Source organism: Burkholderia pyrrocinia (assembly GCF_018417535.1).
Taxonomy (GTDB): Bacteria; Pseudomonadota; Gammaproteobacteria; order Burkholderiales; family Burkholderiaceae; genus Burkholderia; species Burkholderia pyrrocinia_E.
Genome location: NZ_CP070978.1, coordinates 353,174 through 376,732, shown reverse-complemented (window position 1 = coordinate 376,732; position 23,559 = coordinate 353,174). Strand labels below are relative to the sequence as shown.

Here is a 23,559-nt window from a genome sequence, read left to right as displayed (position 1 = left end):
AGCCGTTCAGGCCACGATATCCGCAACGTGCAGCACGAGCTTGGTTTTCGCCTCGCCCGTTTGAACGAGATCGAGCGCCCGCGCGGCCTGTTCGAGCGGGAAACTGTCGAAGCGCGGCACCCGCAACGCACGTCGGCCGAGCCGTTCGGCGATCGATGCGAGCGTGTTGCCGCTCGGCATCCGGCTGTACGTCATCGCGGTGCGCAGCCCGCGCTGCGCGGCGTCGGCACCCGTCGCGGCCAGCCGCTCGGCGTCGCCGGCCGCGAGCGTCATGATGTTCACGAGCGTGCCGCCCGGCGCAAGCAGGTCGAGCGCGGCGGGCAGCGAGTCGCCGCCGACCGCGTCGAGCACGAGGTCGACGCCGCCCGGCGCCCATGCGCGCACCGCTGCGGCGATGTCCTGCGCGCGATAGTCGATGCCGACCTCCGCGCCCAACGATTCGACCGTGTCGCGGTTGCGCGCCGAACACGTCGCCGCAACGCGCGCGCCGGCCTGTGCCGCGAGCTGGATCGCGAACGTGCCGACCGCGCCCGCGCCGCCGTGCACCAGCACGGTCTGCCCCGAGCACAGCCCGCCGTCGTCGAACAGGCCGGCCCATGCGGCCAGCGCGGGCGTCGGCGTCGCGGCCGCTTCCGCGAAGCCCACCGCGTCGGGCAGGCGCACGACCGAGTCGTGGCGCACCGCGACGAATTCCGCATACGCGCCCCAGCGCCCCGCGCCGACGTCGGTCTGCGCGAACACGCGCATGCCGGGCGCGAAACCCGCGACGCCGTCGCCGACCGCTTCGACAACGCCCGCCGCATCGAAACCGATCACGAACGGAAACGTGTATTGCATGAACGCGCCGAGATAGCCTTCGCGGCATTTCCAGTCGGCGGGATTGACGCCCGCGTATGCGACGCGGATCAGCACGTCGCCGGGGCCCGGTTTCGGTACGGGAACGTCGGCCAGCCGTAACGCGTCGGAATGCCCGACGCGGTCGATCAAAAGGGCTCGCATCTTCGTGTCTCCAGGGTTTTTGTAGGCTTGGTGTGCGGTGCGCTGCGCTGCGGTGCGGTGCGCTACGTGTCACGCCGCCGTATCGGCCAGCAGGCTCGACGCGAGCGGACAGAACGCATGCGAAATCGCATCGACCGTCCAGTCGGGGCTTTCGGCGTCGAACCGGCGGTCGACCCAGCCCCAGTGATACGGATGCATCAGGTATTCGCCGAGCAGATCGCCGACTTGCGCGAACTCCTGTTGCCATACGTGCGTCCAGGCGCCCGGCGCCTCGATCCGGCTCAGGCGCCAGTTGCGGATGCCTGGCATGAACGCGGGCATGTGCAGCAACTCGCGCTCCAGCGCGACAACCTGTGCTTCGCTTGCCTGCGGCCGTACGCGCAGCATCAACGTGCGCCACACGCCATCGCGCAACTTCGGCTCGCGCAGGCCGCCTCCGATCGCGCGGCACGCGGCGCCGTCGATGCGTGTGATTCCCGGCAGTTGCGCCAGCGCCGCGAAATCCGTTGCGCGATCAGCCGATCGTTCGTCGCGCAGCACGTCGAGCGTGTAGTCGCCGGCGCCCCAGCAACCTTCATGATTGCGGGCCAGCGCGACACGGGTTGCACCTGGCAGCGCGTGCGCGGCCTCGCGCAATGCACGCTCGATTGCGTCTGCGCCGCGATCTGCCGAAACGAACACCTGGGCCGTGTCATGCCGCATGGTCGACCTCCGTCAGTGCGGGTAGCGGCGTGTCGGCGTCCGTCATCACATGACGACTACGCGCGTCGCACATTCCGTCGACTGCCCTCCAGAGCGCGACCACGTCGCCATCGGTCAGCCCACGCATCCGGTAGTAGGCCGGCGCATCGGCGACGTGCCACGTCAGCCACAGCGTGCTCGGCTGCCCCGGCACCGCGACGGGCGGCGACACCCAGCGGCCGGCCACCGTCAGCCCGCGCGCCGCGTGGCCCGGCAGGTAACGGTCGTGCAGCAGCGCCAGCACGTCGGGAATGCGCTCGGGCGCGAGCGTGATTTCGTCTACGATCTGGATCATTCGCGTGTCGTCCGTGGTCGTTCGTGGCGGGATGCGTTGTGCCGGCCTACGCCGTTCCGGCGAGGCCGAAGGCGGCCGGCGTGGATAGCATTCTTGCGTGGCGACGGTTCGCGAACCCCTACCGGCGCGCTCACCGCCCCCTGTCGCAACGATCAGAACGGGAGACATATGAAACAGCGCGCCATGCCGACGAGCGGCCGCATCCTGCCGGGCTTCGGTGCGCGTCTGCTGAGCGAACTCGCGCGCAGCGGCGCGCCGCCGGCCAATCGCGACGTACAGCCGCCGCAAGACGCGACGACGGCGGGCGATTTCGTCGCGCTGTACCGCGACGCGATCGAGCGGCTCGAGGCGCAGGTCGCACGCGGCGACGGCCATCCGCCGATGCGCAAGCAGGAAGTCGACCTGATGTGCCGCTGCCTGCTGAGCTGCGCGACGCTCGCCGACGCGATCCGCTGCGCGCGCGACTTCTGCGAGATGCTGACGCCGCGCGCCGGCGCGCTGTCGCTTGCGGTGCGCGACGCTCGCGCGATGTTCCGGATGGACTCGCTGCGCCGCACGCGCAGCCCGGCCGCGTGCCTCGTCGACCTGACGGGGCTGTTCTGCTATCTGCAACTGTTCGGCTGGCTGATCGGTCAGCCGCTGCGGCCGACCGACGTGTGGCTGGGCCATCCGCGCCGCGACGACGCGGTGCCGCTGCTCGGGCTGTTCAACGCGCCGGTCGACATCGACCGGAAGACTTACGGCTTCGCGTTCGATGCGGCACGGCTCGATTGCCGCGTGATCCGGCAGCCGGGCGAACTCGACGCATTCCTCGTCGATTTCCCGTTTCGTCTGATCGATGCGGCATCGGTCGTCGTGTCATGGGCGCAGCAGGTGCGCGGCTTTCTCGATGCGGCGCTCGCGCACGAACAGACGCTGCCGGCGCTCGCGGAGCTGGCCGCGTGGCTTGGCGTCAGCGAGGCGACATTGCGGCGGCGGCTCGCTACCGAAGGCAGCGGATATCACGCGCTGCGCGAGCAATGCCTGGCCGACGCCGCGCGGCGATGCCTGCACGAGACGGACTGGCCGGTCGCGCGGGTAGCCGCGTATCTCGGGTTCGGCGGCGAGGAGGCGTTCCGGCGCGCGTTCGTGCGCTGGACGGGCGTGGCGCCGAGCCGGTTCAGGCGAACGGCCAGCATCGACGCGTGACGCGATGTGGAACGCCCGCAGCACGCGGGAAATTGAGCGCGAAGCGTGGCTCTTGCGCGAGCGCCGGCAAAATCTCGACCAGCAGCCGTACGCGGTCGGTGTAGCGCCGATGTCCATCATCGACGCCGCGCAGCACTCCCCCAAACATTGCAACAACTTCTGATACACAAACCACAAAGAAAAACGGTGCCACCTGGCACCGTTGTTATGTTACAGATCCAGGTACATCCGGACCGCGTATTTGATCGCCTCCATCTCCTCGTCCGTTGCGCGCTCACCCTTGAATTGAAACTGACGCGCCTTGAACGAAAGATTCACGATCTGATCGACGAGCGCCACACCCGGCCGCGCGAGACTCGAAATCGGAATCTCCGATTCCCAGCCCCGCACTGTCGATGTGACCGGTAGCCCGACGAACCGCCCAGTCAGTTCGTTGATATCTGCTGGCGTGATCACCACGACTGCGCGATATCCGTCCTGCTCGTTACCCTTGCTCGGCCCGATATACGGCCGAACTACATCCCCTGCTTCCGGAATCCCGTTGAGCATCTTTTTCCCGTCCTTCTGGTTCCGCGTCAGGCTTGCTCGTCCGGTCCCCCGAACTCACTGCCCTGCGGTTCGCCGAAGTCGATGATCGGATGCGGCTCAAGCTTCGCTTCGCGAAGCTGTTGCAAATAGCGTTCGCGAGAAAAGCGCTTGATCGCGCCGTGGGGACGAATCTCCACCTTGCCATCAACCACATGAACATCAACTTCTTGCCCCTCGGCAAACGCCACCTCTTGCGCAACGTTCGCCGGGATGCGCACCGCAAGGCTATTTCCCCAACGCTTGAGCGTTTGAATAGCCATCGTTGTTTCCCCAATTTTGTTGTTTGAGGTCTATCAACCTCCGGGTAGCTACCCCGTAGTATCAACGTCGTTGATACGTAGATTCATAATAGTCGACGGCTCCATACGTGTCAACTCCGTTGATACATATGGACAAGGCGTTAGGAAAACAATTTATATTTGATATCTTTCGGGCAGCCGTGATGCTCGAACTGCTGGCCCATCTGCGGACGGTTGTCGACGACATCCGGTCGAACGGTGCCGCCTTGCGCGCCTAGATGACGCCGCGCAGGCCCGCGACCAACTGGATCGCGCCGAAGGCCGCGATAACGACTGCCGACACGCGCGACAGCCCGTGCATGAACGCGAACGACATCTTCGTGCGCAGCGCGGCGGTCGCGCTGCTCAGGCACAGCCACCAGGTCGCGGAACCGATGAACACGCCGGCGACCATCAGCGCCACGGCCGGCCACATCGCCCCTTCCCGCGCGCCGGATAGCGGGCCGAGCGCAGCAAAAATCCCGACGAACGACAGGATCGTCATCGGGTTCGACAGCGTCAGGCCGAACGTCGTCAGGAAATCGCGCAGGACCGTCGTGCGCGGCAGGTCACGTTGCATCGCCGATGCGGCCGGCGCCTGGCGCACGATCGTCCACGCGAGCCACACGAGGAACGCACCGCCGCCGATCTTCAGGCCGACGGTCAGCATCGGGAATGCGGTGACGATGCCCGCGATGCCCAACGCGCCGAGCAGGCCGTAGATCGCATCGGCGCACGCGGCACCGACACCCGTCGCGAACCCTGCCTGAAAACCGCGGCTCAGGCTGCGCTGAATGCACAGCATGCCGATCGGGCCGACCGGCACCGCGATCGACAGCCCCATCACGACGGACTTGATGAACAGCATCGCCTGCTCCTTGCACATGCAACGGGTTGAACAGGCATCGTAGGGAAAATCCGGCCACCGCTGAATGCGGTTTTTAAGGAAAAATGGCCATTCTTCCTTAAAAAATCCCGCCGCGATGGACGATCTGGACTGGAAGGTACTGGCGCTGCTGCAGGCCAACGCCCGCATCAGCTATACGGAGCTGGCCCGTCAGGTTCACCTGTCGGTGCCGGCGGTGACGGAACGCGTGAAGCGTCTTGAAACGGCCGGCGTCGTCGAGGGCTACACGGCCCGGATCAATCCGGCCGCGGCCGGTTATCCGGTGAGCGCGCTGATCGGCATCACGGTGCCGCAGCCGGCGAAAGCGAAATTCCTCAAGTTGCTGGAGACGATTCCCGAAGTCGTCGAATGCCATCACGTGACGGGCGCCGACTCGTATGTCATGCGGTTCGTCGCCACCAGCATGACCCATCTCGAACAGTTGATCGAACGCATCAACCTGTACGGCGAAACGCGCACGTCGATCGTGATGTCGACGCCGCTGCCGGCGCGCGGGCTGGCGCGGCCGCCGTCGAAGTTCGATGACGGCCGCAAGTAGCGGGCCGGGTTTTCATGGCCGGCCGACACATCCCGGCCTGAACCTCGGGCGGCCGTACCTGCCGGCCGCCCAAGGCCATTCGGCCGTTTGCCTGTGTGACGTTCGGCGCCGATCGGCTATTTGCCGACCGCGCCGCCGAGCAGGCCGCCCACCAGCGACGTAACCGGCGCGAGCGGATTGGCGAGACCGCCCGCCGGCGTGCCTCCGCCCGTGCCGGCAGCGGAACCGTCGTGCACGACCCACGGCATGCCGCCGACCACGCTCGTCACCAGACCGGCTATCGGCACTGCGCCGTTCGCGCCGCTCGGGTTCACGAGCCCGCCCACATTGGTCACCGTATTGCCGACCGCACGGACGAGGTCACCGGCACCACCGACGACCGGCTGCGGCGACGTAGACGTCACCTTCCATCCGGCGGATGTGATTGCCCCGCCGACTTGCCCGAGCAGGCCGGCGACCGGCTGACCGAGGCCGGTCGCCGTGCCGACCTGCTGCGTGAGCTGGCCGGCCGTCGTCACGAGCGGCGTGATCGCCGTGCTGAGTGCCTGCGTCGCCTGCTGGACCGGGCCCGACGACAGGGCCGAGCCGAGCATGGTGCCGCCCGATGTCAGACCGCCGGCCACCGTGTCGAGCAGGCCGCCGACCGGCGTCGTGATCGGCGCCAGCGGCGACAGCGGGCCGGAGCCGAGCGCCTTCACCGTTTCGCCGAGACCGGTAACCGGGTTGCTGGTCGAGCCGACGATGGTGCCGAGGCCGGCGACCGTCGTGCCGACCGGGTTCGCCGTGAAGCCGATCTGGCCGATGCCGCTGCTCACGGCGTTCGACGTATCGCGGACGATCGTGCCGACGCCGGTGACCGTGTCGGCCGACCCGGCGGTCACGCCCTTGCTGACGCCGCCTGGCAGGCTTGCGCCGCCGACCGTGACGCCCGCGTCCGTGACGACCGCGCCGACGGAGCTGATGATGCCGTTCGTGCCGGGCGTACCGCTGGTTCCGCTCGTGCCGCCGATTCCGCTGGTGCCGCTGGTGCCGCTTGTGCCGCTTGTGCCGCTTGTGCCGCTTGTGCCGCTTGTGCCGCTTGTGCCGCTTGTCCCGCTTGTCCCGCTTGTCCCGCTTGTCCCGCTTGTCCCGCTTGTCCCGCTTGTCCCGCTTGTCCCGCTTGTCCCGCTTGTCCCGCTGGTGCCACTAGTGCCACTGGTCCCGCTGCTGGTCCCGCTCGTACCACTGGTTCCACTCGTCCCGCTGGTTCCACTCGTACCACTGGTTCCACTCGTACTCGTTCCGATCTTGTTACCGGCCAGCGGCGGTGCCGTAACGTCACCGCCGCCGCACGCTGCCAGCGCACACGCCGCGGCAATGGCGGCGAGCGCAACGTTCGCCTTGATGAAACGATTTTGCATGGAAGCCCCCGTTAGTTATTCAGCGCGATCATTCCAGCAAGCATCTATCGTGCCATCGTCGTCGATATCGACGACGCCCCCGCAATCGCCTCTGATCGTGCCGTGCCGACAGGCATCGCCGGCCCGACGCGCGGCATCCGGGTTCAACCCCGAGGTGCAATCCGGCCCGACGTCCCGGTAACACCTGCGTAACGTCGCCCCTGCGTTACGTAGCATCGCGCAACGAGACGCGAAGTCCTGCCGCGTATTGCCGTTCGGGAGCGTGCAACGATGCTATCGTCGGTACCAGCCCGCGGAATTCGCCCTCCTCGCGCGCCGCCGGCGCCCCGATCCTCGGAAACGACAGACGATGACGACCCTGAGCAACCCGCGTGAAATCCTGAAAGCCGCCGACATCGCGGCGATGGAACCGGAGCGATCCGTCCATCCGTTGAACGAGAACGCAATCCGCCAGAAAAGGTCGCTTGGCGACGCAACGGGGCTCACGCAACTCGGCTTTCACCTGATGACGTTGATGCCGGGACACGAATCAACGGAATATCACCGGCACCTCTACGCGGAAGAATGCGTCTACATCCTCTCCGGCATCGGCGAGGCAATCATCGATGGCCACGCCTATCCGGTCAGTGCGGGCGACTTCATGGGATTCGCGCGTGGCGGCAGCGCGCATACGATGCTCAATACGGGCAACCGGCCCCTGGTTTATCTCGTTGCCGGCGATCGTCCGGAACACGACGTGTGCGACTATCCGAAGCTCGGCAAGCGACTGTACAAGGCGGGCGCCGACAAAGTCATCGTGGATCACGACTCGGGGGCGGCCGCCGGACGCGAGTGATCCGGGTCACACGATCAACGTCACACCGGCCCAGACGATCAGCACAACACCCAGCACGCGCCCGACAAGATCGCCGCCGGGCAGGATTTTTTCCGCGAACACGAACAGCGACAGCGCGGCAATCCAGACGACATTCATCACGCCGCCGACGAACAGCAGCGTCATCAGCAACCAGCAGCAGCCCACGCAAACCATGCCGTGGCGTGCGCCGAGCAGGAAACTGCCGACGACGCCCGGACGCCAGTGCGCGACAAGAAAACCGGCCGGCGCGCGGCATTGCCGAAGGCACGCGCGTTTCAGCGGCGAGAATTGATAGAGCCCGGCCAGCGCGAGAACGACCGCGGAAAGCACAGCGCTCTTCGACCACAGCATCATCGCGGAGATCAGCCCGGCCGGCTGCAGCAGCACCTGAAGCAACGCCGCGCCGATCGAGAACGCGAGCCATGCGGCCAGATAACCGGCCAGCAGCGACATCGACGTGAATGCGGCACCCGAACCGTCCGCGCCGCGATGCCGCAGCACGCGCCGGTACAGCATCACGAGCGGCGCCGCGCTGGGCGTCATCATCGCGATCATCATCACCCACCACATCACGATCACGGTCGGCAGCGACGGATCCATACTGCCCATGTCGGCCGCCAGTCGATGCGGAAAGAGCGCGACCGTCGTCATCTCCAGCGCCGACATGCCGGTTCCCGCGCCCGTCCACAGATAGAACCAGCACACGCCGACGAGCGCGGCCATGCCGAGCAGCGTGATGACGCGCTCGCGCCCGAGCCAGGTGTCGAACGGCGTCATGCCGCGGCGCGATGCCGGATCAGCCCGTGGTTGTTCAGGTGCAGCCGCGCGAACTGCACATAGGTTCCGTCGAACTTCAACGCGATGTTGCCTTGCGAGCGCCCCGTGCCCGAACCGATCTCGGCCAGCTCGTATTCGAAGCCGTACGGCAGGTCGATCCGCACGCGATGCTCGGCGCCCGTCACCGGGTTGCGAATCGGCTCGCCCGCGACGTCAAACACGCCGTCGACGTGAATCCGGCCGCGCCGCGCATCGACATCGACGTCGAAATCGATCTTCGTGAAGATCGGCTCGAACGCCTGCTCGAGCGTCGACGCGAATACCGAGAACATCGTCGCAAACGGATCGGTATCCTGACCGGTCATGATCTTCAGCACCGCTTCGCGCTGTGCCGGACTGGCGCGCTCGTCGACGATCGGCTGGCACTTGCCCTTGCCTTCGTGGATCGGCCCCGGCCACTGGAACACGACCGCGATCCTGACGCCGTCGAGCACCACGTCGCCGTAGTGGCCGCTGTCGATCGAAATCGCGCCCATCGCTTCGCAATTGCCGTTGGTCGGCAGCGCATTGAACTGGCAAGGGCAACCGTATGAGCAATTGCAATTGATCATTTCGGTGCCCTGAATCTCCCACGGAGTCATGGCTCTACCTCGCGCTCTGTGACACATGAACGCTTCGAATCTAGTGCACGGCATCGGCGAAATCAAAGCCGGCTCACCGGCTTTTGCCGCCGAGGATCGTCATGATCGCTTCCGCCGACAGCCGCTCGCGAGTTCATTCCCCGTTCGAATGGATTCGGAACAGCTTCGCTGCCAACCAGCGAATACGCGTTGTCACCGATTGACAGCGTCGATTCGATCGAGCGCGATGTCGCGGCCGTTTCGTCGAACCCGGGCGTCGCCCCGCTAACCCGGCTTCCTCGCCGCCTGTGCGACGGACACCCAGCCCACCACGGCGGCGGCGACCCAGCAACACGTGATCATCAGGTCGAGATCCATCCAGCCTTCGAAATTCGCGCTGTTTTCGAAACTGCAGCGGTGATGGCCCCTGACCCATACGCAGCCGCTGATGAACTGCTGAATGTGCATGTAGACGTTGAAGACCGCAAAGGCGGAGGTAATGACGGCGACCCGCAGGCGTATGCTCGTTTTCATTGTCGCTGAAGGCGTGGGATGAATTCCCGCCGATCTTAAGCCAACGGCGATGTGTGACGCAATCGATCCGGTATCGTCCCGATCGACCGGCGGGCGCAATCGACTCGCAACCTCGCAAGAACAACGGAGAACGCCCATGAAGAAGCAGGACACCATCGCACTGATCGTCGATCCCGGAAGTGGCGAGCGGATTCGCGATATCGCCGCCATCGCATCGCATACGTGGGTCGTGACGAGTCCCGTGAACGATGCCGTGGTCACACGGATCCGGAATGCGTCACCGGCCCTGCCCGGGCAAGTCGTCGAAGGTGGCGTGACCACATTCCTGCGATATGGCAGCGATCGCGAAAGCTGGTGTGCCGGAATACTGGACGCGGTGGACGATCACCACAACAAGGAGATGCATCGAGACGGCTATTCGATTCTGGACGTCTACGGCACGCCGTTTTCGGATCACCTCCAGCAAGCATTGTCCGCACTCGGATTTGCAGGCTTTACGTCGACGGCGGAAGGTTTTCGCGCGATCAAGCACGAGCCGACATGAGTGACGGGCGGCCCGCGCGTTCGTCGAAACCCCGTCCGCCGGCACTCCGCTCACCCGTCAATCCGCCTGATCGTCTTCAAACAATCCGCCGCCAACTGCTGATAAATCCGCGTGCCGTTCGCCTTCGCGTCGATCTCCGCGTCGCTCAGCCGCCGCACGACGCGCGCCGGCACGCCCGCGAGCAGCACGCCGCGCGGCACGTCGTACCCGGCCTTCACGAACGCGCACGCGGCGACGATCGTCGTCTTGCCGATCGTCGCGCCGTCCATCACGACCGCGTTCATCCCGATCATCGTGTCCGGTTCGAGCGTCGCGCCATGCACGATCGCACCATGGCCGATGTGGCTGTTGACGCCGAGCCGGCACGTCTCGCCGATCCCGACATGCAGCACGCAACCGTCCTGCACGTTGCTGCCGTCGTCGACGACGATCGCGCCGAAGTCGCCGCGCAGGCTCGCATGCGGGCCGATATAGCAGCGCGCGCCGATCGTCACGTCGCCGATCACGACCGCGCTCGGGTCGACATACGTGGACGGATCGACGCGCGGCCGCATCCCGTTGAATTCGAACAGCGGCATCGTCAGAGCGCCGCGACCGCTTCCGGCACGAGCGCGAACAGATCGCCGACGAGGCCGTAGTCGGCCACGCTGAAGATCGGCGCTTCCGGATCCTTGTTGATCGCGACGATCACCTTCGAATCCTTCATGCCGGCGAGATGCTGGATCGCCCCGGAGATACCGACCGCGATGTACAACTGCGGCGCAACGATCTTGCCGGTCTGGCCGACCTGGTAATCGTTCGGCACGTAGCCCGCGTCGACCGCCGCGCGCGATGCGCCGAGCGCGGCCTGCAGCTTGTCGGCCAACGGCTCCAGCACCAACGCGAAGTTCTCGCCGCTGCCCAGACCGCGGCCGCCCGACACGATGATCTTCGCGCTGGTAAGTTCCGGACGGTCCAGCTTCGTCACTTCACGGCTCACGAACTGCGACATGCCTGCGTCGGCCGCCGCTTCGATCTTCTCGACCGCTGCCGTGCCGCCTTCGGCCGCAACCGGGTCGAAACCCGTCGCACGCACCGTGATGACCTTGACCGGATCGCCCGACTGCACCGTCGCGATCGCGTTGCCGGCGTAGATTGGCCGCTCGAACGTATCGGCCGAAACGACCGCCGTGATGTCCGAAATCTGCGCGACGTCCAGCTTCGCGGCGATACGCGGCGCGATGTTCTTGCCGTACGCGGTGGCCGGCGCGAGGATGTGCGAGTAGTCCTTCGCGATGTTCAGCGCGGTCGCTTCGACGTTCTCGGCCAGACCATCGGCCAAGTGCGGCGCGTCGGCCAGCAGCACCTTCGAAACACCGGCGATCTTTGCCGCGGCATCGGCTGCCGCCTGCGCGCCGTGTCCCGCGATCAACACGTGAATATCGCCACCACCGGCCGCGCCGAGCGCCTGCGCTGCTGCCACGGCATTCAACGTCGCGGCCTTGACCGACGCATTGTCGTGTTCCGCAATTACCAGAATCGTCATTTCGTTGCGTTCCCTGTTACAGCACCCTGGCTTCGGTCTTCAGCTTCCCGACCAGCGTCTGCACGTCCGGCACCTTCACGCCGGCCGCGCGCTTCGGCGGCTCGTTCACCTTGAGCACCTTCACGCGCGGCATCACATCCACGCCAAGGTCATCGGGTTTCACGACTTCCAGCGGCTTCTTCTTCGCCTTCATGATGTTCGGCAGCGTCACGTAGCGCGGCTCGTTCAAACGCAGGTCCGTGGTCACCACGGCCGGCAGTTGAAGCGACAGCGTTTCCGCGCCGCCGTCGACTTCGCGCGCAACCGTCGCGCGGCCGTCGGCGATCACCACCTTCGATGCGAACGTCGCCTGCGGCAGGCCCGCGAGCGCAGCCAGCATCTGGCCGGTCTGGTTCGAATCGTCGTCGATCGCCTGCTTGCCGAGGATCACGAGCGAAGGCTGCTCCCGGTCGACCAGCGCCTTCAGCACCTTCGCGACACCAAGCGGCTCGACGCCTTCATTCGATTCGACGAGGATCGCGCGATCCGCGCCGATCGCGAGCGCCGTACGCAGCGTTTCCTGCGCCTGCGCGACGCCCACCGACACGGCGATCACTTCGGTCGCGACACCGGCCTCCTTCAACCGCACGGCCTCTTCCACCGCGATCTCGTCGAACGGGTTCATCGACATCTTCACGTTCGCGATGTCGACGCCGGTCCGGTCGGATTTCACGCCGACCTTCACGTTCGCGTCGACCACGCGTTTCACTGCCACGAGCACTTTCAACTGCCTGTCTCCTGTTCCGTTGCGTGTATCGCGTTGCGTCAGCGCGCGGTGTAGCCGCCGTCGATCACGAGCTCCGCGCCGGTCACGTAACGGCCCGCCGGCGACACGAGATACAGGATGCCGGCCGCGATGTCGCGCGGGCTGCCGATCTTCGCCATCGGCACGTTTGTCTGCATGTACTCGAATGCGCGATCGGGGTCCTGCCCCATCTGGCGGAACGCCTCCTCGAGCATCGGCGTGCGGATATAGCCGGGGTGTACCGAGTTCGCGCGGATGTTCTTCGTCGCGTACAGCATCGCGTCGACCTTCGCCATCATCCGCACCGCGGCCTTCGACGCGTGATACGCGGGCACGTCGGGGCCGCCGACGATCCCGTACATCGACGACAGGTTCACGATCGACCCGCCGCCGGCCGCGTCGATATGCGGAATCGCCGCGCGCGTGCACAGGAACACGCCGTTGACGTTCACGTCCTGCACGCGCTGCCAGTGCGCGAGCGTGAGTTCGTGCGTCGGCACGTTGTGCCCTTCGATGCCCGCGTTGTTCACGAGCACGTCGAGGCGCCCGAAGCGCGCGACGATCTCGCCGAACACGCGCGCCACGTCGGCCTCGTGCGTCACGTCGAGCGACCAGAACGCGGCCTGCCCGCCCTGCGCGCGGATTTCCTCGACCAGCGCTTCCGCCGGCTGCGACAGCACGTCGAGGATCGCGACGCTCGCGCCGGCCGCCGCCAGCGTGCGCGCCGTCTCCGCGCCGATGCCGCGCGCGCCGCCGGTGATCGCGGCCACCTTGCCGCGCAGGTCGAACAGTTCTTCGATGAGTTTCATGGTGTCTCCGTGTATTCAGATGAGCGGCCCATGCCGGGGCCGCCCGCGTGCGGGGCGGCCTTCAAGGGGATCCGGCGTTATCGCGCAATCCGCGTCGCAAGAAAATCGAGGCATTCCCGATTGAAATAATCGGCGTGTTCCACCATCACCCAGTGGCCGCACCGGTTCATCAGCACGAAGCGCGCGTCGCGGCAGCGTTCGAGGAACTTCAGCGCGCCGCCGACCGGATTGAAGCGGTCGTCCGTGCCCCAGAAACCGAGCACGGGGCTGCGCAAGTCGCCGAGCGCATCGGTCAGGTTCGGCACGCTCATCGTCGACAGCACTTCGGTCGGCTGTTCGACGCACACCTTCATCCGCTCGGCCACCAGCGCGTCGGTGACGATCGCCGGGTCGTGCACGAGCAGCGTCAGCAGCTCGCGCATCGTGTCGTCATTCATCTGGCGATTGGTGAACAGCTTCACCATCCGCTGAATCCCTTCCATCCGGAAATAGGTGTCGCGATCCTCGACGCCGCCCGGCGCCATCATGATCAGCCCGTCGACCTCATCGGGATAGTCGAGTGCATATTTCAGCGCGATCGCGCCGCCGAGCGAGTTGCCGAGCAGCACGGCCGGCCCGATGCCGAGCGCGGCCAACTGCGCATGCAGCGCGCCGACGAAGAAATCGAGCGTGTAGGCGACGTCGGACGGTTTCGACGACTGCCCGTAGCCGGGCAGGTCGACGACGATCGCGCGATAGCCGGCCGCCGCGAACGCCGGGACGTTGTGCTTGAAGTTGCTGAAACCGCTGGCGCCCGGGCCGCTGCCGTGGATGAACACCACCGGCCGGCCCTCGCCCGCCTCGTAATGGTGCAGGCGCAAGCCGCCCGGTACGTCGGTGAAGATGCCGGCCGGCGGCGTCGTGGGGATCGTCATCGCGGGTTGTCTCCTTCGTCGTTCGATGGATGCCTGGCCACGATGATTGCGCCGCCGGCGCCGGCCGGCATCATCCTTTCAGACTACGAAGCCGCGCGCGCTTCTTCCTATCATCGGCCCACCGAAACGGAGGCTGACGATGAACGGATTCGACTACAGCGGCAAGACGGTGCTCGTGACGGGCGGCACCAAGGGCATCGGGCGGCGCATCGCCGAGCGGTTTCTCGCGGCAGGGGCACGCGTGTTCGTCTGCGGACGCAGCGCGCCCGACACGCCGCCTTCGGCCGGCGGCCGCACGGCGGCGTTCGTCGCGGCCGACCTGCGCGACATCGAGCAGGTCGACGCGATGCTCGCGGCGATCCGCGACGCGGCGGGCGGCCTCGACGTGCTCGTCAACAACGCGGGCGGCTCGCCGTTCGCGCTCGCGGCCGACGCGTCGCCGCGCTTCACCGAATCGATCGTGCGGCTGAACCTGATCGCGCCGCTGCAGCTCGCGCAGCGCGTGAACGCGATCATGCAGCCGCAGCCGGAAGGCGGCGTGATGCTGTTCATCGCGAGCGTCAGCGCATCGCGGCCGTCGCCCGGCACGGCCGCGTACGGCGCCGCGAAAGCAGGCCTCGTCAATGCCGTCACGTCGCTCGCGGTCGAGTGGGCGCCGCGCGTGCGCGTGTGCGCGATCAGCCCGAGCCTCGTGCAGACGGAATCGGCCACCGAAGGCCACTATGGCGACGACGAAGCGCTCGACGCGATCCGCACGACGATTCCCGCCGGACGGCTCGCGACGCCCGACGACGTCGCATCCGCATGCCTGTTCCTCGCGTCGCCCGACGCGTCGTACACATCGGGCGCGAATCTGCGGCTCGACGGCGGCGGCGAGCGGCCGGCGTTCCTGACCGCCGCGCAGGCGGCCGCACGTTGATGCACGCAATGCATGCGGTGCGGGCCAATCGTTTCCAGTCCTAGGGAAGTCATCTAGTTCATTTCGACGATTCCCTGCTACCGCGATCTCCCTACTCTGCCTCTCACGACAACACACAAAGTCGACCGTCGTCGATACCCCCAAGAGGAGACACCATGCATCAACGGATTTCGCGCCGTACCGACAAGCGGGCAACCGCCACGCTGTCGACGCTGGCCGCCGCGCTGCTGACGTGCGCCGTTCCGAACGCGCACGCAGGCAGCACGATCGAGCTTGGCGCCGACACGACGCTGGACTATACGTTCACGCTCAGTTACGGCCTCGGCATGCGCACGCGCGCACCGAGCGGCAATCTGCTGACGCCGGCGAACATCAACGGCGACGACGGCGACCGCAACTTCGCGAAGAACAAGCTGATCGAGAACCAGGTCAGCCTGCTCGGCGAAGTGAACCTGAAGCACGACGACTGGGGTGTGTTCGTCCGCGCGGACACGTTCTACGACCAGGCGTACCACCGCCCGAACTACAACGACGCGCCGGGCACCGTGAACCACTCGGGCCAGTACAACAACTTCACGAGCGACGCGCGCTACTGGTCGGGCGGCCACACGACGCTGCTGGCCGCGTATGCATACAACACGTTCCACATCGGCTCGACGAGCCTGAACGTGAAGGTCGGCGACCAGGTCGTCGCGTGGGGCGAAAGCCTGTTCTTCCCGAACATCGCGGGTGCGCAGGGGCCCGCCGACGCAACCAAGTCGTATATGGCAGGCGCGGAGGTGAAGGACATCCTGCTGCCGGTGCCGCAGATCTCGACGCAGTGGCAGATCACGCCGAACTTCAGCCTGCTCGCGTATTACCAGTTCGCGTTCAAGGAGAACCGCCTCACCGCGCCGGGCACCTACTGGAGCTATTCGGACGTGGTTGGCCCCGGCGCGCAGTACATCATCGGCCCGGGCGGGATGCTGATTCCGCGCGGCCCCGACGACAAGCCGAGCGCACGCAACCAGTGGGGGATCGGCGCGCGCTTCCGCGTGCTCGGCGACACCGAGCTCGGCCTGTACTACCTGCACTACAACGACATGAACCCGAGCGTCGTCACGACGTTCTTCCCGACGCTCCAGTACCAGCAGACCTACTTCAACAACATCAAGCTGACCGGCGCGAGCTTCTCGACGCAGGTCGGCCCCGTGAACGTCGCGGGCGAAGTGTCGTACCGCCAGGGCGCGGCCGTGCTCGTCAATACGGCGACGGGCCCGCAGTCGACGCGCGCGAACGTGCTGCAGACCAACCTGTCCGGCATCTACTCGATCGGGCCGAGCTTCCTCGCGAACTCGCAGTCGCTGGTCGGCGAACTCACGTACGTGCACGCGGGCAGCATCTCGGCGCTCGGCGGCTCGACGACGCTCGCGAACACGCGCAACGCGCTCGCGCTGGAAATCGCCTGGACGCTCAGCTACAAGAACGTGTTCAACGGCTGGGATCTCGACGTGCCGCTGACCTATACGCACGACCTGGCGGGCACGTCGCCGCTGGCCGGCGCGCTCGGCTCGCTGACGGGCCAGGGCGACCACCGCGTGACCGCCGGCGTGACCTTCACGCGCCTGAGCAACCTGTCGCTGTCGCTCGTCTACGCAAAGTTCCTCGGTTCGCCGAACCCGGTCACGCGGCCGCTCGCCGATCGCGACTACGTGCTGGCGACGGCAACCTACCACTTCTGAGCGGCCCGGCCGCTCGTCACTCAGCAAGAAGAGGATTAGTCATGAAGCGAATTCGTCTCCCCCTCATGCGCGCGTCGGTGATGGCCGCGTGCGCGCTCGTCGCGACGGCGTCGTACCCGAAGGTCACGCCGGACGACCTGAAGGCGCTCGACGGCCAGTTGACCCCGATGGGCGCGATGCGCGCCGCGAGCAAGGACAGCAGTGTGCCCGAGTGGTCGGGCAAGTGGCTCGGCACGCCGGCGGACGTGCAATACAAGCGCGGCAGCCGTTACCCCGATCCGTTCGCGAACGAGAAGCCGGTCGCGACGATCACCGCGGAAAACATGGCGCAGTACGCCGAGCACCTGACCGACGGCCAGAAGGCGATGTTCAAGCGCTATCCGGCCAGCTTCAAGATCATCGTCTACCCGAGCCACCGCGACTTCCGCTACCCGGATGCCGTCTACAAGGACATCCGCGCGTATGCGCCGGATTCGACGATGACGTCCGACGCGAACGGCCTCACGAATGCGCCGCCGACGGTGCCCTACCCGATCCCGAAGACCGCCGCCGAACTGCTGTGGAACCAGCGTTTCTCGTCGTCGATCGGCACCGAGCAGGCCACCTATGACCAGGCGGTCGTGTACTCCGACGGCAACATCGCGTGGGGCAAGGTGCGCTACGACATCTACTCGCCGCGCAACGTCGGCAAGTACGACGTGAAGAGCGACCTGAACAACCGCACGTACTACCGCAACGCGACGGAGCTGCCGCTGTCCGACCGCGGCTCGCTGATCGTCGGCTTCACGAACTGGGACAAGGCCGGCGCGGACAACTCGTCGCGCACGTGGATGTACAACCCCGGCACGCGGCGCGTGCGCCAGGCGCCCGAATACGGCTATGACCAGCCGCAGGGCCCGGGCGGCTTCCGCACGGTCGATGATGATCGCCTGTACAACGGCCCCGGCGACCGCTACGACTGGAAGATCGTCGGCAAGCGCGAGATCTACGTGCCCTACGACAACTACAAGGTGATGGACAGCTCGCTGAAGTACGGCGACCTGCTGACCAAGGGCCACGAGAACCCGGCGTATATCCGCTACGAGCTGCATCGCGTGTGGGTGCTGCAGGCGACGCTGAAGAGCGGCTATCGCCACCAGTACGCGAAGCGCGTGCTGTACATCGACGAGGATTCGTGGCAATCGCTGCTCGCGGACAATTACGACGCGCGCGGCCAGCTCTGGCGCACCAACGTCGCGACGTCGCTGTACGCGTATGACGCGAAGGTGTTCTACCCGAGCGCGGTGTTCTTCCACGACCTGATCTCGGGCGCGTACATGGCCGACCGCCTGACGAACGAAGGCCCGATGCCGAAGCTCGACAACAGCCCGCAGTTCAACGAGGCGTACTTCTCGCCGGACGCGATCCGCAGTTCGGGTAACTGACCGACGCGGCATGCCCGCGCCCCACGCGCCGGAGCCCCGCTCCGGCGCACGACGCCGCCCGCGACGGCGGCCTGTTCCATTCGAGGGCCCTTTCATGTCTTCCAGCCTGCATACGACGCTCGGCGACGAGCTGTACGCCGCGTGGCACGCGCGCGTACCGGTCGCGCCGCTGTCGAGCCGCCCGCGCCGGTTGTCGCTCCACGACGCCTACCGCATCCAGCAGCGCTTCATCGAACGCCGCGTCGAACAGGGCGAAACGGTCGTCGGCAAGAAGATCGGCGTGACGAGCCAGGCCGTGCAGGACATGCTGAACGTACGCCAGCCCGATTTCGGCATCCTGCTGTCCGGCATGCATTACGCGGCCGGCGAGGCGATTGCCGCCGACTCGCTGATCGCGCCGCGCGCCGAAGGCGAGATCGCGTTCATCCTGTCGCACGACCTGCACGGCCCCGGCATCGACCGCACCGACGTGATCGCCGCAACGGCCGCCGTCGCGCCCTGCTTCGAGATCGTCGATTCGCGCATCCGCGACTGGGCGATCCGCATCGAGGACACCGTCGCCGACAACGCGTCGTGCGGCGTGTACGTGCTCGGCGAAGCGCGCGTCGACCCGCGCACGCTCGATCTCGCCGCGTGCGAGATGACGATCGAGAAAAACGGCGAGCCGGTCGCGCAAGGGCGCGGCGACGCGGCGCTCGGCCATCCCGCCGACGCGGTCGCGTGGCTCGCGAACACGCTCGCCGCGTACGACGTGCCGCTGCTGGCCGGCGAGATCGTGCTGTCCGGCTCGCTCGCGAAACTGATTCCGGTCACGGCGGGCGACGCACTGTCGATGCATATCTCCGGCATCGGTAGCTGTGACGTCCGCTTTATCTAAAGGAACAATCCCGATGAAGAAAATCAAATGCGCAGTGATCGGTCCCGGCAACATCGGCACCGACCTGCTGGTCAAGCTGCGCCGCTCGCCGGTGCTCGAACCCGTGTGGATGGTCGGCGTCGATCCGGCGTCCGACGGCCTCGCGCGAGCCCGCGAATTCGGCCTGAAGACCACCGACAAGGGCGTCGACGGGCTGCTGCCGCACGTGGCCGCCGACGACATCCGCATCGCGTTCGACGCGACGTCGGCGTACGTGCACCGCGACAACTCCGACAAGCTCACCGCGCTCGGCGTGAAGATGATCGACCTGACGCCCGCCGCGATCGGGCCATACTGCGTGCCGCCGGTGAACCTCGACGCGCATCTCGACAGCGCACAGATGAACGTGAACATGGTGACCTGCGGCGGCCAGGCGACGATCCCGATGGTGTACGCGGTGTCGCGCGTGCAGCCGGTCGCGTACGGCGAGATCGTCGCGACGGTGTCGTCGAAGTCGGTCGGCCCCGGCACGCGCAAGAACATCGACGAATTCACGCGCACGACGTCCGGCGCGATCGAACAGGTCGGCGGCGCGCGCCAGGGCAAGGCGATCATCGTGATCAACCCGGCCGAGCCGCCGCTGATCATGCGCGACACGATCCACTGCCTGACCGACGGGCCGCCCGACGTCGACGCGATCACCGCGTCCGTGCATGCGATGGTCAAGGAAGTGCAGCGCTACGTGCCCGGCTACACGCTGAAGAACGGCCCGGTATTCGACGGCAATCGCGTGTCGGTGTTCATGGAAGTCGAAGGGCTCGGCGACTACCTGCCGAAGTACGCGGGCAACCTCGACATCATGACCGCCGCCGCGGCCGCCACGGCCGAGCGTTTCGCCGAACAGATGCTGGCCGCGACGGCCGCCACCGCTTGAGTTGAGGAGCCACGCGATGTCACTTGCAGGCAAGAAGATCACCGTCCACGACATGTCGCTGCGCGACGGGATGCACCCGAAGCGCCACCAGATCACGCTGGACCAGATGCGCAACATCGCGCGCGGGCTCGATGCGGCCGGCGTACCGCTGATCGAGGTCACGCACGGCGACGGGCTCGGCGGCGCGTCGGTCAACTACGGTTTCCCCGCGCACACCGACGAGGCGTACCTGAGCGCCGTGATTCCGGAACTGAAGCAGGCCAAGGTGTCGGCGCTGCTGCTGCCCGGCATCGGCACCGTCGAGCACCTGCGGATGGCGCACGAACTCGGCGTCGGCACGATCCGCGTCGCGACGCACTGTACCGAGGCCGACGTGTCGGAGCAGCACATCGGCCTCGCGCGCACGCTCGGGCTCGACACCGTCGGCTTCCTGATGATGGCGCACATGTCGTCGCCCGAGCAGCTCGTCGTGCAGGCAAAGCTGATGGAGTCGTACGGCGCGAACTGCATCTACATCACCGATTCGGCCGGCCACATGCTGCCCGACGACGTGACCGCGCGGATCGGCCAGGTGCGCGCCGCGCTGAAGCCGGAGACGGAGCTCGGCTTCCACGGCCACCACAATCTCGCGATGGGCGTCGCGAACTCGGTCGCGGCGGTCGCCGCCGGCGCGAACCGGATCGACGCGGCCGCGGCCGGCCTCGGCGCCGGCGCGGGCAACACGCCGATGGAAGTGTTCGTCGCGGTATGCGACCGGATGGGGATCGAGACGGGCGTCGACGTGTTCGCGATCTCGGACGTCGCCGAGGATCTCGTCGTGCCGATCATGGATGCGCCGATCCGGCTCGACCGCGATGCGCTGACGCTCGGTTATGCGGGCGTCTACTCGTCGTTCCTGCTGTTCGCGAAGCGCGCGGAAGCGAAGTACGGGATTCCCGCGCGCGACATCCTCGTCGAACTGGGCCGGCAGCGGCTTGTAGGCGGCCAGGAGGACATGATCGAGGACGCGGCGCTGACGATGGTCCGGGCGCGGGCGGTGGCGGCGTAATCGAATACGGCCGTCATCCATCCGGAAGCGGTGCGGACGGGGCGCAAGCCCCGTTTTCTTTTGACGGGAGGAAACGTGCAGCGCGCACGGCAGCCCGCGTGACGCGTCGCGGCCTCTCTCACCAAGGCACCGCCTTCAAAACGCCCCAACCTCGCGCCGCCATATCCGTCAACGATGCTTCCCGCCATGCCGGCGCCGCCGATGCTCCGCACGCGCCTGCAGCAGCGCCGGCATCAGTTCCTCGATGTATTGCCGCGCCTGCCCGCGCGTGACGATCTCGGTGAAGCGCTGGTGGGCCTTGTCGTAGCCGACCAGCGCCGCATGCGCTTTCTTCAGGATGTGCAGATAGGCGATCAGGCTCGTGCCGTCGCGCACCGGTAGCGCATCGCGCGGGTCCGGGGTCGAGGTCGAGGTCGAGGTCGAGGTCGAGGTCGAGGTCGAGGTTGTACTCATGATGATCCGATCCTTTGCGGACAATCGGTGCGGCAGGTCGCCGTCACGAGCGCCAGCAGGTCGTTGGCGAGGCGGTCGCGGTCGGTCAGCGGCGCGAGTCCGAACAGCCGCTCGAGCGTCGCGGCGACCGACGCATGATCGTACGGCGTGTGGTCGACCTGTCCGGCCGCGATCCACGGCGAAATCACGATTGCCGGCACGCGCACGCCGTACACGTCGAAGCCGAACCCGCTCGCGTTCAGCGTCGCGGCCGCGCCGTCGTTCGGCGGCGGTGCGGCGCCCGGCCTGACCGAATCGTAGAAGCCGCCGTGCTCGTCGTAGACGATCACGAACAGGCTGCTGTTCCATACCGGTGAATTACGAATCGCGTTGTACACGCGCGCGGCGAGCTGGTCGCCGCCGGCCAGCCCGTCCATCGGGTGTTGCGAGCTGCCGTTCCGGTAGGTGCCGTGCACGATGTCGCCGTAGCCGGGCTCGATGAACGTGTAGCGCGCCGTATAGCCGGCCGCGAGATCGGCTTCGAAGTGCGCGAGATCCTCGACGTCGAAGAAGCTGATGCCCTTCAGCGACGCGACCTGCGGCACGTGGCCGAGCGGATCGCCGGTCTGGTCCTGGTAGATGCGCCAGTTGCCGTCGCCGAGCGCGCCGAAGATCGAACCCTTCGGATAAGGGAAGCCGTCGAACGCATCCCACCCGCCCATTTCTTCCTTGGTCGGCGAATGATCGAGCCCGGCCGACGACGCGCCGTGCAGGAAGAAACGGTTCGGCCAGGTCGGCCCCGGCATCGACGCATGCCACGCGTCGCACAACACGAACGCGTTCGCGAGCGCGTACAGCGACGGCGCGTGCGTCTGCACGTCGGCGCCCTGCATGATCCTGCCCGCGTCGGCCGGCGGCGGCGGCGTGCCTTCGGAATGCGACGTCGCGTAGTTCGACACGAACCCCGAATTATTGACTGGCGGATAGGCCTGCCCTTTCGCGAATGGCACGCCCGCGCCGCAGAGCTGTTCGAGCACGTCGGTGAATTCGTGGCATGGATCGGTCGGCATCCGGTCCGGCGCGCCGCCGCCGAACGGATAGACCGCGCCGCCGTACGCGTTGCTGTCGCCCGGCGACGCGGCGACGATATCGGCGACGCCCGACAGCGCGAACAGGTGATCGAACGAGCGGTTCTCGAGCATCAGCACGAACACGTGCCGGATGCGGTCCTGAACCGGCGGGGCTGCGGGGGCTGCGTCTGCACTCATGGCGCCTCCTGGCGTCGCGCGACGAATGTCCGGCTGGCACGGTCGTCGGCCCGCTGAAAGCGACTGAAGGGATTGAAAGCCACGCGCGCGCGGGCTGCGGCGAATTGCCGACGAGTGTACGACCGCGCCGGCCCGCGCGTAAAGCCGCATGCAAACCGCGACGACGCGCGTGCGTTCTTCGCAAGCACGACCGTCGATGACGATGCGTATCGCAGGCTCGTGCGGCTCGCGCGATTCGTAACTGGGGGATTGCCGGCGCGATGGGCCAACGTGAAGCTGCGGCAGAACCGCGCGCGCGTGGCGCCGGATTGCCGGCTCGCGTATATCGACATGCCGACCGGAACGGATTTCGTCGACGACATCCGCGGGATCGATACACGCTACCTGGTGATCGTCGGCGACAAGGATCCGGGGCTCAACGCCGCGGCGATGCAGGCAGCGTTCCTGGCCTGGCACCCGAGCGCGCGGGCTCGTGACGATGCCGAATTGCGGGCATTACCCCATGCAGGAATGTCCGCCGTATTTCACGACGATCGTCGAGGCTTTCCTGCGAGACGCGGCCGACTGAGCGTTACGCACGCGTGCCGGCCGGAGAAAGCGGTGCTGGCCGCCGCGGCGCGATGACGCCGCCGGCGACCAACGAACGGCACGACATGTGCC

The 23,559-nt window shown here is 66.8% G+C and carries 29 protein-coding genes; 12 read left to right on the top strand and 17 right to left on the bottom strand.

The annotated features are described in order from the left end of the window. Positions 1-6: 6 nt before the first annotated feature. The 3 genes from JYG32_RS19830 to JYG32_RS19820 form a co-directional block, all read right to left on the bottom strand. The gene (locus JYG32_RS19830; RefSeq protein ID WP_213266647.1) at positions 7-999 is read right to left on the bottom strand and encodes an NADP-dependent oxidoreductase; all 993 of its coding nucleotides are present in this window, start codon (positions 997-999) and stop codon (positions 7-9) included. Positions 1,000-1,068: 69 nt separating this feature from the next. Then, entirely contained in the window at positions 1,069-1,701 is a 633-nt protein-coding gene (locus JYG32_RS19825; protein ID WP_213266646.1) for a Dabb family protein, read from the bottom strand. Then, the gene (locus JYG32_RS19820; protein WP_213266645.1) at positions 1,691-2,035 is read right to left on the bottom strand and encodes a hypothetical protein; all 345 of its coding nucleotides are present in this window, start codon (positions 2,033-2,035) and stop codon (positions 1,691-1,693) included. The genes JYG32_RS19825 and JYG32_RS19820 overlap by 11 nt, the downstream gene beginning before the upstream one ends. 168 nt (positions 2,036-2,203) lie before the next feature. On the opposite strand from JYG32_RS19820, the gene JYG32_RS19815 reads away from it, so the two are divergent. Beyond that, on the top strand, positions 2,204-3,223 hold the full coding sequence (locus JYG32_RS19815) for a helix-turn-helix domain-containing protein (protein WP_213266644.1): 1,020 nt from the start codon (positions 2,204-2,206) through the stop codon (positions 3,221-3,223). A gap of 4 nt (positions 3,224-3,227) precedes the next feature. Beyond that, complete coding sequence (locus JYG32_RS19810) at positions 3,228-3,386, top strand: hypothetical protein (RefSeq protein WP_213266643.1); 159 nt, start codon at positions 3,228-3,230, stop codon at positions 3,384-3,386. 47 nt (positions 3,387-3,433) lie between these two features. Here JYG32_RS19810 and JYG32_RS19805 read toward each other — a convergent pair whose 3' ends face one another. The 3 genes from JYG32_RS19805 to JYG32_RS19795 form a co-directional block, all read right to left on the bottom strand. After that, positions 3,434-3,772 carry a type II toxin-antitoxin system PemK/MazF family toxin gene (locus tag JYG32_RS19805; RefSeq protein ID WP_213266642.1) on the bottom strand — a complete coding sequence of 113 codons (339 nt, stop codon included), beginning with the start codon at positions 3,770-3,772 and terminating at the stop codon, positions 3,434-3,436. 26 nt (positions 3,773-3,798) lie between these two features. Further along, a complete protein-coding gene (locus JYG32_RS19800) occupies positions 3,799-4,071 on the bottom strand; it encodes an AbrB/MazE/SpoVT family DNA-binding domain-containing protein (RefSeq protein ID WP_174380389.1) in 273 nt (90 codons plus the stop codon). Positions 4,072-4,324: 253 nt separating this feature from the next. Further along, entirely contained in the window at positions 4,325-4,957 is a 633-nt protein-coding gene (locus JYG32_RS19795; protein ID WP_174380388.1) for a LysE family translocator, read from the bottom strand. Between the two features lie 115 nt (positions 4,958-5,072). Between JYG32_RS19795 and JYG32_RS19790 the strand changes: the two genes are divergently transcribed. Beyond that, complete coding sequence (locus JYG32_RS19790; RefSeq protein WP_174380387.1) at positions 5,073-5,534, top strand: Lrp/AsnC family transcriptional regulator; 462 nt, start codon at positions 5,073-5,075, stop codon at positions 5,532-5,534. Between the two features lie 116 nt (positions 5,535-5,650). Here JYG32_RS19790 and JYG32_RS19785 read toward each other — a convergent pair whose 3' ends face one another. After that, positions 5,651-6,934, bottom strand: coding sequence for a collagen-like triple helix repeat-containing protein (locus tag JYG32_RS19785; protein WP_213266641.1), 1,284 nt, complete (start codon positions 6,932-6,934; stop codon positions 5,651-5,653). Positions 6,935-7,283: 349 nt separating this feature from the next. Here JYG32_RS19785 and JYG32_RS19780 point away from each other — a divergent pair, with 349 nt between their 5' ends. Further along, positions 7,284-7,769: a cupin domain-containing protein gene (locus tag JYG32_RS19780; RefSeq protein WP_213266640.1), complete on the top strand. Its 486-nt coding sequence runs from the start codon at positions 7,284-7,286 to the stop codon at positions 7,767-7,769. Between the two features lie 6 nt (positions 7,770-7,775). Here the strand turns inward: JYG32_RS19780 and JYG32_RS19775 are convergent, their stop codons facing one another. From JYG32_RS19775 to JYG32_RS19765, 3 genes are all read right to left on the bottom strand, one after another. Beyond that, positions 7,776-8,567, bottom strand: a complete 792-nt coding sequence (locus JYG32_RS19775) for a DUF2182 domain-containing protein (protein ID WP_213266639.1) — start codon at positions 8,565-8,567, stop codon at positions 7,776-7,778. Next, entirely contained in the window at positions 8,564-9,208 is a 645-nt protein-coding gene (locus JYG32_RS19770; protein WP_174380383.1) for a DUF1326 domain-containing protein, read from the bottom strand. Before JYG32_RS19770 ends, JYG32_RS19775 begins: the two co-directional genes overlap by 4 nt. A gap of 264 nt (positions 9,209-9,472) precedes the next feature. Continuing rightward, on the bottom strand, positions 9,473-9,721 hold the full coding sequence (locus JYG32_RS19765; protein WP_213266638.1) for a hypothetical protein: 249 nt from the start codon (positions 9,719-9,721) through the stop codon (positions 9,473-9,475). A 136-nt stretch (positions 9,722-9,857) separates the two neighbouring features. Between JYG32_RS19765 and JYG32_RS19760 the strand changes: the two genes are divergently transcribed. After that, a complete protein-coding gene (locus JYG32_RS19760; protein WP_213266637.1) occupies positions 9,858-10,265 on the top strand; it encodes a hypothetical protein in 408 nt (135 codons plus the stop codon). Between the two features lie 50 nt (positions 10,266-10,315). Here the strand turns inward: JYG32_RS19760 and JYG32_RS19755 are convergent, their stop codons facing one another. The 5 genes from JYG32_RS19755 to JYG32_RS19735 form a co-directional block, all read right to left on the bottom strand. After that, entirely contained in the window at positions 10,316-10,843 is a 528-nt protein-coding gene (locus JYG32_RS19755) for a transferase hexapeptide repeat family protein (RefSeq protein ID WP_213266636.1), read from the bottom strand. A 2-nt stretch (positions 10,844-10,845) separates the two neighbouring features. After that, complete coding sequence (locus JYG32_RS19750; protein WP_213266635.1) at positions 10,846-11,790, bottom strand: electron transfer flavoprotein subunit alpha/FixB family protein; 945 nt, start codon at positions 11,788-11,790, stop codon at positions 10,846-10,848. Between the two features lie 16 nt (positions 11,791-11,806). Continuing rightward, on the bottom strand, positions 11,807-12,556 hold the full coding sequence (locus JYG32_RS19745; RefSeq protein ID WP_213266634.1) for an electron transfer flavoprotein subunit beta/FixA family protein: 750 nt from the start codon (positions 12,554-12,556) through the stop codon (positions 11,807-11,809). Between the two features lie 38 nt (positions 12,557-12,594). After that, positions 12,595-13,383, bottom strand: coding sequence for an SDR family NAD(P)-dependent oxidoreductase (locus JYG32_RS19740; RefSeq protein ID WP_174380377.1), 789 nt, complete (start codon positions 13,381-13,383; stop codon positions 12,595-12,597). 77 nt (positions 13,384-13,460) lie between these two features. After that, positions 13,461-14,297 (bottom strand): alpha/beta fold hydrolase, encoded by an 837-nt coding sequence (locus JYG32_RS19735; RefSeq protein ID WP_213266633.1) that lies wholly within the window; start codon positions 14,295-14,297, stop codon positions 13,461-13,463. A 139-nt stretch (positions 14,298-14,436) separates the two neighbouring features. On the opposite strand from JYG32_RS19735, the gene JYG32_RS19730 reads away from it, so the two are divergent. The 6 genes from JYG32_RS19730 (at position 14,437) to dmpG (ending at position 21,199) form a co-directional block, all read left to right on the top strand. Then, a complete protein-coding gene (locus tag JYG32_RS19730; RefSeq protein WP_213266632.1) occupies positions 14,437-15,216 on the top strand; it encodes an SDR family oxidoreductase in 780 nt (259 codons plus the stop codon). A gap of 155 nt (positions 15,217-15,371) precedes the next feature. Beyond that, a complete protein-coding gene (locus JYG32_RS19725) occupies positions 15,372-16,937 on the top strand; it encodes a DUF1302 domain-containing protein (protein WP_213266631.1) in 1,566 nt (521 codons plus the stop codon). Between the two features lie 41 nt (positions 16,938-16,978). Further along, positions 16,979-18,361 carry a DUF1329 domain-containing protein gene (locus JYG32_RS19720; protein WP_213266630.1) on the top strand — a complete coding sequence of 461 codons (1,383 nt, stop codon included), beginning with the start codon at positions 16,979-16,981 and terminating at the stop codon, positions 18,359-18,361. Positions 18,362-18,455: 94 nt separating this feature from the next. Next, positions 18,456-19,238, top strand: coding sequence for a 2-oxopent-4-enoate hydratase (gene dmpE / locus JYG32_RS19715; protein ID WP_213266629.1), 783 nt, complete (start codon positions 18,456-18,458; stop codon positions 19,236-19,238). Between the two features lie 13 nt (positions 19,239-19,251). Continuing rightward, positions 19,252-20,151, top strand: a complete 900-nt coding sequence (locus tag JYG32_RS19710; RefSeq protein ID WP_213266628.1) for an acetaldehyde dehydrogenase (acetylating) — start codon at positions 19,252-19,254, stop codon at positions 20,149-20,151. A 16-nt stretch (positions 20,152-20,167) separates the two neighbouring features. Further along, on the top strand, positions 20,168-21,199 hold the full coding sequence (gene dmpG / locus JYG32_RS19705) for a 4-hydroxy-2-oxovalerate aldolase (RefSeq protein ID WP_213266627.1): 1,032 nt from the start codon (positions 20,168-20,170) through the stop codon (positions 21,197-21,199). Positions 21,200-21,367: 168 nt separating this feature from the next. Here dmpG and JYG32_RS19700 read toward each other — a convergent pair whose 3' ends face one another. Continuing rightward, a complete protein-coding gene (locus JYG32_RS19700) occupies positions 21,368-21,652 on the bottom strand; it encodes a hypothetical protein (protein WP_213266626.1) in 285 nt (94 codons plus the stop codon). Continuing rightward, on the bottom strand, positions 21,649-22,899 hold the full coding sequence (locus JYG32_RS19695; protein ID WP_213266625.1) for an alkaline phosphatase family protein: 1,251 nt from the start codon (positions 22,897-22,899) through the stop codon (positions 21,649-21,651). The genes JYG32_RS19700 and JYG32_RS19695 overlap by 4 nt, the downstream gene beginning before the upstream one ends. Before the next feature lie 72 nt (positions 22,900-22,971). On the opposite strand from JYG32_RS19695, the gene JYG32_RS38960 reads away from it, so the two are divergent. Beyond that, the gene (locus JYG32_RS38960; RefSeq protein WP_249744822.1) at positions 22,972-23,523 is read left to right on the top strand and encodes a hypothetical protein; all 552 of its coding nucleotides are present in this window, start codon (positions 22,972-22,974) and stop codon (positions 23,521-23,523) included. The last annotated feature ends 36 nt before the right edge of the window (positions 23,524-23,559 follow it).

Coding starts and splice junctions, on each gene's coding strand:
- JYG32_RS19830 (WP_213266647.1), bottom strand. CDS start 999: ATGCGAGCCCTTTTGATCGACCGCGTCGGGCATTCCGACGCGTTACGG.
- JYG32_RS19825 (WP_213266646.1), bottom strand. CDS start 1,701: ATGCGGCATGACACGGCCCAGGTGTTCGTTTCGGCAGATCGCGGCGCA.
- JYG32_RS19820 (WP_213266645.1), bottom strand. CDS start 2,035: ATGATCCAGATCGTAGACGAAATCACGCTCGCGCCCGAGCGCATTCCC.
- JYG32_RS19815 (WP_213266644.1), top strand. CDS start 2,204: ATGAAACAGCGCGCCATGCCGACGAGCGGCCGCATCCTGCCGGGCTTC.
- JYG32_RS19810 (WP_213266643.1), top strand. CDS start 3,228: ATGTGGAACGCCCGCAGCACGCGGGAAATTGAGCGCGAAGCGTGGCTC.
- JYG32_RS19805 (WP_213266642.1), bottom strand. CDS start 3,772: ATGCTCAACGGGATTCCGGAAGCAGGGGATGTAGTTCGGCCGTATATC.
- JYG32_RS19800 (WP_174380389.1), bottom strand. CDS start 4,071: ATGGCTATTCAAACGCTCAAGCGTTGGGGAAATAGCCTTGCGGTGCGC.
- JYG32_RS19795 (WP_174380388.1), bottom strand. CDS start 4,957: ATGCTGTTCATCAAGTCCGTCGTGATGGGGCTGTCGATCGCGGTGCCG.
- JYG32_RS19790 (WP_174380387.1), top strand. CDS start 5,073: ATGGACGATCTGGACTGGAAGGTACTGGCGCTGCTGCAGGCCAACGCC.
- JYG32_RS19785 (WP_213266641.1), bottom strand. CDS start 6,934: ATGCAAAATCGTTTCATCAAGGCGAACGTTGCGCTCGCCGCCATTGCC.
- JYG32_RS19780 (WP_213266640.1), top strand. CDS start 7,284: ATGACGACCCTGAGCAACCCGCGTGAAATCCTGAAAGCCGCCGACATC.
- JYG32_RS19775 (WP_213266639.1), bottom strand. CDS start 8,567: ATGACGCCGTTCGACACCTGGCTCGGGCGCGAGCGCGTCATCACGCTG.
- JYG32_RS19770 (WP_174380383.1), bottom strand. CDS start 9,208: ATGACTCCGTGGGAGATTCAGGGCACCGAAATGATCAATTGCAATTGC.
- JYG32_RS19765 (WP_213266638.1), bottom strand. CDS start 9,721: ATGAAAACGAGCATACGCCTGCGGGTCGCCGTCATTACCTCCGCCTTT.
- JYG32_RS19760 (WP_213266637.1), top strand. CDS start 9,858: ATGAAGAAGCAGGACACCATCGCACTGATCGTCGATCCCGGAAGTGGC.
- JYG32_RS19755 (WP_213266636.1), bottom strand. CDS start 10,843: ATGCCGCTGTTCGAATTCAACGGGATGCGGCCGCGCGTCGATCCGTCC.
- JYG32_RS19750 (WP_213266635.1), bottom strand. CDS start 11,790: ATGACGATTCTGGTAATTGCGGAACACGACAATGCGTCGGTCAAGGCC.
- JYG32_RS19740 (WP_174380377.1), bottom strand. CDS start 13,383: ATGAAACTCATCGAAGAACTGTTCGACCTGCGCGGCAAGGTGGCCGCG.
- JYG32_RS19735 (WP_213266633.1), bottom strand. CDS start 14,297: ATGACGATCCCCACGACGCCGCCGGCCGGCATCTTCACCGACGTACCG.
- JYG32_RS19730 (WP_213266632.1), top strand. CDS start 14,437: ATGAACGGATTCGACTACAGCGGCAAGACGGTGCTCGTGACGGGCGGC.
- JYG32_RS19725 (WP_213266631.1), top strand. CDS start 15,372: ATGCATCAACGGATTTCGCGCCGTACCGACAAGCGGGCAACCGCCACG.
- JYG32_RS19720 (WP_213266630.1), top strand. CDS start 16,979: ATGAAGCGAATTCGTCTCCCCCTCATGCGCGCGTCGGTGATGGCCGCG.
- dmpE (WP_213266629.1), top strand. CDS start 18,456: ATGTCTTCCAGCCTGCATACGACGCTCGGCGACGAGCTGTACGCCGCG.
- JYG32_RS19710 (WP_213266628.1), top strand. CDS start 19,252: ATGAAGAAAATCAAATGCGCAGTGATCGGTCCCGGCAACATCGGCACC.
- dmpG (WP_213266627.1), top strand. CDS start 20,168: ATGTCACTTGCAGGCAAGAAGATCACCGTCCACGACATGTCGCTGCGC.
- JYG32_RS19700 (WP_213266626.1), bottom strand. CDS start 21,652: ATGAGTACAACCTCGACCTCGACCTCGACCTCGACCTCGACCTCGACC.
- JYG32_RS19695 (WP_213266625.1), bottom strand. CDS start 22,899: ATGAGTGCAGACGCAGCCCCCGCAGCCCCGCCGGTTCAGGACCGCATC.